Annotated in this window: 7 protein-coding genes; all 7 read right to left on the bottom strand. The window is 64.0% G+C overall.

Annotated features, from left to right (window positions below; genetic code table 11):
- Nucleotides 1-2207: transglutaminase-like domain-containing protein (locus ABEV74_RS12340; protein WP_430146376.1), on the bottom strand; the 2207-nt coding region annotated here is incomplete at its 3' end.
- Nucleotides 2191-3609 (bottom strand): DUF58 domain-containing protein, encoded by a 1419-nt coding sequence (locus ABEV74_RS12335; RefSeq protein ID WP_430146374.1) that lies wholly within the window; start codon nt 3607-3609, stop codon nt 2191-2193. The genes ABEV74_RS12335 and ABEV74_RS12340, both read right to left, overlap by 17 nt.
- The gene (locus ABEV74_RS12330) at nt 3606-4658 is read right to left on the bottom strand and encodes an AAA family ATPase (RefSeq protein WP_430146372.1); all 1053 of its coding nucleotides are present in this window, start codon (nt 4656-4658) and stop codon (nt 3606-3608) included. Before ABEV74_RS12330 ends, ABEV74_RS12335 begins: the two co-directional genes overlap by 4 nt.
- A gap of 109 nt (nt 4659-4767) precedes the next feature.
- Nucleotides 4768-6384, bottom strand: a complete 1617-nt coding sequence (locus tag ABEV74_RS12325; RefSeq protein WP_430146370.1) for a polysaccharide deacetylase — start codon at nt 6382-6384, stop codon at nt 4768-4770.
- Between the two features lie 111 nt (nt 6385-6495).
- A complete protein-coding gene (locus ABEV74_RS12320) occupies nt 6496-7443 on the bottom strand; it encodes an alpha/beta hydrolase (RefSeq protein ID WP_062496007.1) in 948 nt (315 codons plus the stop codon).
- 190 nt (nt 7444-7633) lie between these two features.
- Nucleotides 7634-9493, bottom strand: a complete 1860-nt coding sequence (locus tag ABEV74_RS12315; protein WP_430146369.1) for a heparinase II/III family protein — start codon at nt 9491-9493, stop codon at nt 7634-7636.
- A gap of 88 nt (nt 9494-9581) precedes the next feature.
- On the bottom strand, nt 9582-10169 hold the full coding sequence (locus ABEV74_RS12310; protein WP_062496011.1) for a guanylate kinase: 588 nt from the start codon (nt 10167-10169) through the stop codon (nt 9582-9584).
- Nucleotides 10170-10355: the final 186 nt, after the last annotated feature.

The following is a 10355-nucleotide window of genomic DNA, read 5'->3' as shown; positions in this document are numbered from 1 at the left end:
GACACGGCGTCGGCGAGGCGCGCCGCGGCCTGCTGCGCCGCTTGCGCGACAGCTTGCGCCGCATGCGCGAGCCGGCCGCTGCCAGCGGCTTGGCCGGACGGCTGCGCCGGCACATCGGCCGGACGCCCGTCCGCGTCAGCCGCCACGGCGCCGTCCACCTGCGGCGGCGCGCCTGCGGCAAAGCCCGGCGTCGGGTCGAACGGCACCCATCCCGCGCCGGGAAAATATACCTCTACCCAGGCATGGGCATCCTTCGCCCGAACGGTATACCAGGCTTCATTCGAAGTTTTACCCGAAGCTTTATCCGGTGCTTCATCCGAAGCCACTTCCCCCTGCTCCGCTTCGGCTCCGGGCGCGAACCCTTTCACCCATCTCGCCGGAATATCCTGCGCGCGCAGCAGGACAACCATCGCGGTAGAAAAATGGACGCAGTAGCCCTGCCGTTGCTCGAACAGAAAGTGATCGACGAAATCGGCGCCGGACGGCGGCTCCTCCGTCTCCTCCAGCGTATAACGGAAATTGCCGCGCAAATATCGCTCAACCGCCTTCACCCGTTCGTACCGGTCCGGGGTCCCCGCTTCCGCGGCCAGTCGTTCCGCAAGCTCGACAACCCGGCGCGGCAGATCGGCCGGCAGCTGCAGATCGTCCTCCGATACCGCTTCGACCTTGCCGGCCGTATCGGCGGAAGCGGCGGCCGCCGCCCTCAGCACATCCGGCTCCGAAGGCGTCAGCGTCGTTTCGATCGTATACCCGGATATCCGCAGACCGGCCGACGGCGCAAACAGCGATCCGGATGCTTCATCGCGCAGATAAGTTCGCGGCGGCGAATCCGTTCCCGCTGTCTGCAGAGCGGTTACTCGCGCAACAGGGCCTCCTGCCAGAAGCGGCATATCGGCAGCGGAAGGATGAACCAGCCGAACCGTATGTTCGACCTTGCGGACGGCTTGCCCCACGGCATCCGCAGCTCCCGGCGCGGCGCCGCTTGCCGTCCCGCCCGCATTGCGGCCGGCGTCTCCGGAGACGGCGCCATCCGCACCGGCCGGCTCTGCGGCCGTATCCGCCCCATCCCCGATAGCGTGAAGCCGCAGCTGCGCCGGCCGGTCCGACCAGCCGCGTCCGGTGTAGATGCTTTTCGCTTCCCCGCGCCAATATAACGGCACAGGCGATCGGACGGCAAATACGACGGTATCGTCCGGCTGCAGCGGCCCGCCGAGCGCGAAATCGTCCGTGCCATAGCCCGTTGCGGCCGTGGCGCCCCCGGCATTGCCCGACGCCGCTGCGTCCCGGCTCCCTGCGCCCGCCGTCCTGCGCAGCATATCGCGCCACTCGTCCGCCAGCATGGCGGCCCATTCCGCCGGCCGCAAAGATTGCGGCTTGTCCGCGCTGATCGCAAGCGCCGCCGCGATAATGACGAACGCCGCAGCGGCCCCGGGCACGATCGGCGAGCGACGCAGTCCAAAGCCGCCGCTCTTGGGGGCTGCCGCCGAATGCACGGCGGCCGCGCCATGAAGCCGCAAGGCGCGCGGATAGGCGACCAGCGCGCCAAGTAGCAGCCCTTCCGCCGCTACGCGCGCAAGCGCCCATTGCAGGTCGAAGCCGAGCCAGCCGTTCAGCAGCAGCAAATAGCAGACGGTCAGCCCGGCGAGACCGAACCCGGCCTGACGCAGCCAGACAAGCGACTGCAGGGCGGGAGCGAGCATCGCCCATCCGGTGAACATCAGCAGCGTACAGAGCTCGCCGGACATCGCGATCAGGCCGTACCCGGACATTCGGGACAGGTCGGCGCTCAAGACGGACGGTAATTCGGCCAGCCATTCCACAACCGATCCGTCGCCGAACAGCAGCGCCGTGCCGACCAGACATACCGTTCCGTTGATGAGCAGCCCGACCGGGCGGGGCGGCATGAACAAGCCGCAGGCCAGGAAGACGCCCAAAGCCGCGACCAGCGGCTCGAAACGGTACAGCTCGGCCGCTTCATGCAGCTGCCGCCACGGCAGTATCCATTCCGCCAACAGCCCGTAGAGCAGCAGCGTCGTGGCCAAGCGGTAGCGCCACGAACAGCCGCGCGACCCGTCGGCTGCCGCGCCGCTCCCTCCCGCGAAGTCCGGCCGGCCTCGGCCCGCTCCGTACGGTCGGCCGTTCGCCGCAGCAGAAGGCGCCGCCATACCTTGTCCCCGGCCGCCCGTACCGTTACGATGCGCGGCCATCGGAACCGTCTCCTTCCACCGCTTCCGCCCGAACCTTCGGACGTTCCGGAACATACAACCAGCGGACTGCCGCTCCGCCGCTTTCGATCCGTTTCTGCGCTTCCCGCATGGCGAATGTAACCGTATGCTGGCGCGACACGAACCGCAGCTCCAGCCGGCAGCCCGCAGCGGCAATCAAGGCGGCCAGCTTGCTCCAGCCGCCGGCATGCTGCCAATCCGGCGTGAAGTACACAAGCGTCCCGCCTCGGACCAGCTGCTTCGCGACCGTATCGCGCCAGCCGGAGCCCGCATTTCCGCCGCTGTCCGGGCTGACGGCGGCAAGCCGCTCCGCAAGGCGGACGACCGCCGACGCATCTTCCGCTTCCAGCCGTTCCTCGCTTCCGCCGATCGCAAGCCGCACGCGGTATCCCAGACGAACAGTCTCGTCCGCCGTGCCGACCGCCCAGCCGGCCGCGGCATCGAGAAGCGCATCATCGCCTTGATACAAGGCGGACGACGTCTCGACTGCGAGCACGATCCCGTCCTGCGGACCGGGCGGCTGCAAGCGCGTCTGCCAGCCTTTTCCCTTGGCCGCGGCGCGCCAGTCGATATGGCGGAGCGAATCGCCGGCCCGGTACGGCCGGCGCTCCGTTCCCGGACCCGGCATCATTCCTGCGAATGCCGCCCGCCCTTCCGCGCCGTCGCTCTTACGAATAGCGGGCAGACAGCTTTCCGGCTCGCGATGCCGTTCGGCCGTCCGTTCGGCCGCAGCCGGCCGCGGCCGCCCGCCGCGTTCCGATTCGGCAGGCGGGGAAGGCATCACGATCAGACGGTCCGCAGCGAAGACCCGCCGCTCGACCGCCGTCAGGCCGAACGGGTCTTCGACCGTCAAGCGCAATGGCTCGAACAGGTAATGTCCGCGGGGCAAGCCGCTGATCCGATATTCCACCGTCCATTGACGGCGCAGACGTGGGAGCGTGAGAAAGCGGCAGACGACCGCGGAGGATGCACCGGCGTTCGCCTTGCCGATTCGTTCTTCAACGCCGATCCAACCGACCGGCGGCACGATGCGCGAGCGGAACGTCAACCGGACAAGCACCGTATCCCGGTCTCCCGCGTGTCCGCCCGGTCCGCTCGGCTCCGGAACCGTAACCGCGCGGACTGCGTCGAGAGCGCCGGCCGCAAGCCGGGGCAGCACTGTACAGAAGGCGGCGAGCAGGCCGAACGCGGCGGCGGCGAACCACTCCATAGCCTCCCCGCGCAAGACGACAGCCGCCGCGCTGACCGTCCAGCAGGCCCCGAGCAGCGCCCAGGCTCCCGGCCGCAGACGCCAGCAAATCGCCGCCTTCCCGGCAGAAGCTGCGCCGGACGGGTTTTTCCCGCGAATGGCGTGATCGGCGTGAATGGCGTTCGCTTCGCTCATCGGCGCCCTCCCCCCGGACGATCGCCTGCGGGAAGCGACGTTTCCTTCAATATGCGCTGCAGCGCCATCGTCCGGTCGGCCCCGGGACGCGCGGCGATTCGGTGGCACAGCACCGGCATGGCCGTATCCAGCAGATCGTGCGGCAGGACATAGGCGCGGCCTTCCATATATGCGCGCGCCTGGGCCGCCCGCAGCCAGTCCCGCGAAGCGCGCGGGCTCGCGCCGAGCGACAGCTCGGGAGCCTGGCGGGTCGCGCCGGCGACGCGGACGATATATTCGCACAGGCTCGGATGAACGTAAACCCGGCCCGCTTCCCTCTGCATCTGCCGCCACTCGCCGGTTGTCACGACAGGCCGCAGCTCCTCCGGCCGCGTCTGGCGGGAAGCGCCGGCCTCCTCCAGCATCCGGACCTCGTCCGAAGGCGCGGGATAACCGATTTCCAGGCGCATCAGGAAGCGGTCGAGCTGCGCCTCCGGAAGCGGGTACGTTCCTTCATAGGCAAGCGGATTCTGGGTCGCGATCAGCAGAAAAGGCTCCGGCAACCGGCGCGTCTCGCCCTCCACAGTAACGCAGCGCTCCTCCATCGCCTCCAGCAGCGCGGACTGCGTTCGCGGCGGAGTGCGGTTGATTTCATCCGCCAGCACCAGGTTGGCCATAATCGGCCCCGGCCGATATACGAACTCGTTCTTTTCCCCGTCCCATATCATGCCGCCGGTAATATCCGCCGGCATCATGTCGGCGGTAAACTGGATGCGCGCGAACCGCCCGCCGATTACGCGCGCGAACGCGCGGGCCAGCATCGTTTTGCCGACGCCGGGCGCATCTTCCAGCAGGACATGTCCGCCCGCGAGCAGCGCGGCCATCGCCTGCGTAATCGTTTCTCTTTTGCCGATCAAAACCGATTCCAACCGCGACGCCATCCGGCCGAGCAGCACCTGCGGCTCTTCGATTCGCGCTTCTGCGGCATGCCCGGGGCTGCGGAAATCCGGCCGCTCTCGCTCCGCACCGGCTTCGCCCCGCCCCATTTCCCATCGCTCGGGCGTGATCATACTGGACTACCTCCCGGAAGATTCTAACTCTATCTATTCTTCCAGTTTCGCCACAGCCGGTCCCCTTTAGACCTGCCGGCAGCCGCGTTATGGCCGCATATTACGCATATTATGCGATCGTCCTGAACGGGCCGACCTCTATTTCCCTTATCGCATTCCCTGCCTTCATCCGGTAGATTTCCAGACCGAATGCGGCAAGCGCGCCTCTCAGCGGCAGCATGATCCGATTGTTGCGAATGCTGTCCGGCCCCGGCTCAAGCTCCAGCACCGTGCCGTTCACCATAACCGTCGCCTTGTTGGATTTTCCGTCCCAATAAACCTTTCCCCCGAACCCTTTGGCCAACGTTCGGACCGGCACGAACACTGCTCCGTCGCGAATCGCGTATTCCCCCGGCTCCCACCGTACGACGATGCCGCCCTTTCGGACAACGAGCTGCCGGCTTTCCGTCAGGAACGGCGCGCGTTTCCGGACTTCTCCCGCAAGCTTGGCCGGTGCGGGCGCACCGAACCGTCCGCCCGCTTCCGTCGGCGAGCCGGCCGCATGCGCGTTCGCCGGCCGCGCTTCCGGGGCTGCGGCGGCCAGTCTGCCGCTTGCGCCGTGCTTCTGCAAATAAGCGGTCTCCGCCGCGGTCGGCATGTCCCGCTTCCACTTGATGCTGTCCGCAACCGGGAATACAACCGGGGACGCTTGCTGCTCCAGCGCTGCGAACGTATAGCCTTTCGCACGATAATACCGGATAATGTCAGGCAATGCTTTCACCGTCTCCTGATGAATCGAGGAGTCGTGCAGCAGCACGACGGTCCGCTCCGACAGTCTGGACGCTTTGACATTGGCGACGATTTCATCAGCCGGAACGCCAATCCGCCGGGAATCGCCGCTGTCGACGTTCCAATCGACGACGATATAGCCCGCTTCGTCCAACGCCCGGAAATAGGCTTCGTCAAAATTGCGGTGCGTCCCGCCCGGCGCCCGCAAAAGCCTCGTTTTAACATCCGCCGCCCGTTCGATCGCCTTGTCGGTTTCGACGACTTGCCGGGCAAACTCCCCGAAGCTGCCGTATAACTGTTCATACTTGTGATTGTAAGTATGATTGCCGATCGCATGGCCTTCCTCCGCGATTCGTTTCACCGTCTCCGGATACCGTTCCACGTGCTCGCCCAGCATGAAGAACGTCGCCTTCACCCGTTCACGCTTCAAAATATCGAGCACGTCCTCCGTATAGCCGCTCGGCCCGTCATCGAATGTCAAATAGACGACCGGCTTCGCCTTGGCGGACCTGGAAACACCTTTCGGTTTGCTGCCGGCAGTCTGGCTTGTCAACGTGACGTCATGCGCCGTCGCCGCGTCTGCCTTTAAACCTGTCAGTGCGGCGTCTGCCTTCAAGCCTGTCACAGCAACGGCACTCCCCGCTTCATCTGCCCTCCGACTTGTCGAAGCAACAGCATTCGTCATCGCCGCGTCTGCCTCCGGGCTTGTCCGGACAGCGGCATTCGCCGATTTCACGGCACCGGATTGCTCCCTATCCGCCGGCGATGGCTCCGCGCTCCCCGACGCCGTTATGACCCGCTCCGGCCCGGCAGCCGAATTCGGCGTCCCGAACTCCGAGATCCGTTCGTCCGATTCGGCCGGCCCGCTTTCCATCGTGTTCCGGCCACCGGCGCCGACCACCACCAATCCGGCCATTGCGGCCAGAACAAACGTCTTCAACCAACGCGGCATCGTCATCCGTCACCCTTCTCTCCATAAATGATGCTTTATCACAGAGTATATGAGCGACGGCTCCGGCGAATGCCTGCCGCTCCCGCACGCGGCCGAAGGTTGACGGTCATTGTCCGCTCATATATAACGCTCCGTGAATCGCGCCACCGCTTCCGCATACGCTTCGGGGTCGGTATCGTAGGAAACGGCATGGCCGGCGTCCGGCACGATCAGCAGTTCTTTCGGTCCTTGCCGTTTGGCCTCGTACAGCTGGCGGACCATGGCCGTCGGAACGAACGTGTCGTTCCCGCCGTGGATGAACAGAATCGGCCTGTCCGACCGGGCCGTCTGCCGCAGCGCCGAAGCTTCCCCGAAGCTGTAGCCGGCCCGCAGCCGGGTCAGGAAGCTCGTAAGCGGCAGCAGCGGAAAAGCCGGAAGCCGATACATCCGCCTCATCTGATACGCCAGAATATCCTTCACCGAACTGTACGCACAGTCGGAAACGATGCACTTGACCTGATCGGGCAGAGCCTCGCCGCTCGCCATCAGGACGGCCGAGCCGCCCATGGAGACGCCGTGCAGCACGATCCGGCAATCCGCTCCGAGGCGCTCGATCGCTTCGCGCGTCCATGCGATAATGTCGAACCGGTCATGCCAGCCGAACCCGATATAATGGCCGCCGCTTCTGCCGTGCCCCCGCATGTCCGGCATCAGAACATCGAACCCCAGCTTGTCCCGATACAGCCGCGCATAACCCGCCATGGCGCTTCCATCTCCCGAATACCCGTGCACCAGCACGGCGAGCCGCTTCGTCTGCCGGTCCGCTTTCAGGTACGACGCCCGAAGCGTGATGCCGTCATCCGCCCGCACCGTCCACTCCTCGGGATGCCGCTCCGCCAGCCAGGCGGCGCTGGCGGCTATATGGTTTCCACGCACGCCCGAAGTGGTGGATACAAGATCGGGATCACCGACCAGGAAGCTTTTGTCCGAACGGCTGACGCTTTTTCTGTAAAAATATTCTGCCGCGCCGAACAGCAAAACGGCTCCCGCTGCCGCAGCCCCGGCTACGATCCGTCCGATAACCATATCTTTCCCTCCTTTGCATGGCCGCAACCAGACAGCGGCCTGTTCCCGCAACCGATTTCATTGCACACGATACATTGCAAAATCTATTATAGCGCCGCCCTGCCAAAAAAGCTGTCCTGCCGGCCTTGTACAGACCGGCGGGACAGCTTCGCTGCGGACCTTCCTTCGAGCGGATCGGACAACGATTCCGTCAGCGGCTTTCCGACGACGGACTGGACGAGGGACTTGACGACGGACTTGCCGTCAAAACGACGGTATCGAATCGCAGCGCGATCCGGTTGAACAAAGCTTTCCGGCGGAGAGAAAAATCGATCGTATACCATGGCGTTTCCCGCCCGAAATGATCGGTGAACGTTCTGCTCGTAAAGACCGGCTCAAGCTCATCGCGATCGCAGACGATTTTGACCGCATAGCCGTCCTCGCCCCGAAGCAGGATACAGCCTTCCCCCGGCTCCGGGGGAACGGCGGTTGCGAGGCGTTCGACGATACGTTCCGGAACGGACGTGAACTTGAACTCGTCGGTCAGCTCAAGAGACGGAAGCTCTGCCTTTCGCCATACGAACTGCCGGACGGCGGACGCCAGATGCCCGAGACGGTAAGCGGAACCGAACTCCAGCTTGAACCGGACCTCGTCCTTCCCGAGCGACGCCTCCAGAATGCGGGCGGCGCTGTCCCGGCCCGCAGCCTGCAGACGACCGTCCAGAATCGGAACCGTATGGCCTTGCGAACCGTTGCAGTCGAAGTCGTAGCGGCCCGGACCGAAGTATTCGGCCGTATATTCTCCCGCCCCGAGGTCGGTGATGAATGGCGTCCCGCCGGCAAGCAGAATGAACTGTCCGATATCGTTATGGTTATGGGGCTCGTCGTTATGCCCGCCCTTGGCGGCAAAGCCGAAGCGCCCGTATTCCGAATGATGCCGGGACACGATCCACTCCGCATCCGGCAAGTAGTAGTCGGCGGCGCGCCATGCCGTCTCCCGCTTCCCGGCATCGTACCAGATCAGATTGCGGAAGGCCGGAGCCCAGCGGCTGCAATGGTCCTCCGTGTAGGCGGCCCGCAAGGAAGAAGGCGGCACATCCATATCCTCCGGGTACAGCCCGGCCAAATAATGCGTGAGACCAAGCTGTACGGGGACGCGCAGCGGCGAATCGGAGAAATTGACGACCGCGTCGCCATTCAAATAGCATTTCTGCTGAAACAGGGCGATGCTGCGGACTTTCTCCAGCCGGAACAAGTCGATGGCGCCTCCCGTCCGCCGCTTGAGCAAATCCGCGAAATAGACGAAGAAGCCGAAGCCGTAATTCCAGTAGCCGATTCCTTCCGTACAGGCTCCGTCATCACCGAAGCCGTCCAGAAAATACGCCATGCTGTCGAGCGCTTTGCTTATGACGGCCGTCAGCCTGTCCGACGGATCCAGCATAAGCAGCGCGGCAGCGCCGATCGAACCGGCGCAAACGGCGGACCAATTGTGCTTCGCCGTCTCCCAGCCGAACGGGCCGTTCTCGAGAAAGGGGCGGAACAGGCGCTGCTCCACTTCCTCCGCCATTCTGTCCCGCAGCCGGGCGGGAAGCCGCTGGCCCAGCAGCACCGCGATTTCGCTGAGAGCGAAGCCCGTCTCCGCAGCGAACAGATCGATGGCGCCCCGGACCTTCCTTCCTTGCAGATGAGCCGGAAGACACCACGTATATTCATTGCAGACCGCCCAGATGATCTCGTGCAGACCGCTTCGCAGTTCATCTCGTTCCGACTCCAGCAAAGACAGGAGCACGAACGTATTCAACCTTCTTCTGCGCTCGAAATATACGCGTTCGTATTCGAGCCGCGATCCTTGCTTTTCGAACAAGGTGAATAAGGCATAAGTCAGCTCCGGGATCGGAGTTGCCGACAGCCGTTCGCCTTCCCGTCTGATCTCGCTTACGAAATCCGCATAATCGGACGTTGTACGAACGATGCGCCAGAACGCATCCTGATCGCCGTCCGGATAATAGAAGCCGTGACCCGCCGGCTCCAGCCTTTCCATGACGGAACGCAGTTTTTCCTTGCCTACCATCTGCCCGCTTCCTCCCCGCCAATCGATTTGCCGGTTATCCATGCAAGCAAAAAAAGACGCACCGTCACATGTGCGTCCGTCCCCGCTGTCAATCCCTTTCCACCAGACCGCGCTTCAAATACCGCTCCAGCGTATTTGTCACATCCCATACCGTATGCGCCAGATCGTAATTCTCGAAAGCGTGCTCGCATTCGCGCCGGTAAGCCAGGTCGCGCTCGTAGCGGGCCAGATGCTCCCCGACGACAGCCTCGTCGAGCCCCTTCTTCCGCTGCCGCTCGGCGACCGTCTCCCGGTCCGCGTAAATGAACAGCCGAACGGTCCGCTCTCCGTACAGCCGCTTCAAGATGTCGGCTCCCTGCCGGTTGACGATCACATAGATGCAGCCGTGCGTTTCGAAGCTGCGCGCCACGTCCAGCTCGCGGATGCCGTACCGGTTGGCGCCGATTCGTATGCTTTCCAGAAATTCCTGCTGGCGTTCCATCTGTTCGTACAATTCGTGTGAAATAAAATGATAGTCGTGCCCGTTCACTTCCCCCGGCCTCGGTTTTCGCGTCGCGCAGGACACGACCTTCTTCATGCCGAGAGTCGCGCCGGCCTGGTCGGCGACCGTCTTGCGGCCCGCCCCGTCCGGCCCCGTGAACACAAAAACGAATTCCCGGTCTTTCAGCTCGTACATTGTTCCGACCTCCTCGAAGAAGATTCGTTGCCGGATGTCATTTCCGTCCCGTTCCTCTTGATGCCAAGCCAACATCGGAAGTGCGTCATGTTCGTCTGAATTCCCGCCGTATAAGACGATTATATGACAATTTCGGCGCTATCGTCAAATAATCCCTAGAAAAAGTTGTCCGTTTTCGCGTTTTCT

The organism is Paenibacillus cisolokensis, from assembly GCF_050481165.1.
In the GTDB taxonomy this organism is placed as follows: Bacteria; Bacillota; Bacilli; order Paenibacillales; family Paenibacillaceae; genus Paenibacillus_AH; species Paenibacillus_AH cisolokensis.
This window is presented reverse-complemented; position numbering and strand designations above follow the sequence as displayed.

Bases quoted from the DNA above. Each gene is read 5' to 3' on its own strand.
- ABEV74_RS12335 (WP_430146374.1), bottom strand. From the start codon at position 3,609: ATGAGCGAAGCGAACGCCATTCACGCCGATCACGCCATTCGCGGGAAA.
- ABEV74_RS12330 (WP_430146372.1), bottom strand. From the start codon at position 4,658: ATGATCACGCCCGAGCGATGGGAAATGGGGCGGGGCGAAGCCGGTGCG.
- ABEV74_RS12325 (WP_430146370.1), bottom strand. From the start codon at position 6,384: ATGACGATGCCGCGTTGGTTGAAGACGTTTGTTCTGGCCGCAATGGCC.
- ABEV74_RS12320 (WP_062496007.1), bottom strand. From the start codon at position 7,443: ATGGTTATCGGACGGATCGTAGCCGGGGCTGCGGCAGCGGGAGCCGTT.
- ABEV74_RS12315 (WP_430146369.1), bottom strand. From the start codon at position 9,493: ATGGTAGGCAAGGAAAAACTGCGTTCCGTCATGGAAAGGCTGGAGCCG.
- ABEV74_RS12310 (WP_062496011.1), bottom strand. From the start codon at position 10,169: ATGTACGAGCTGAAAGACCGGGAATTCGTTTTTGTGTTCACGGGGCCG.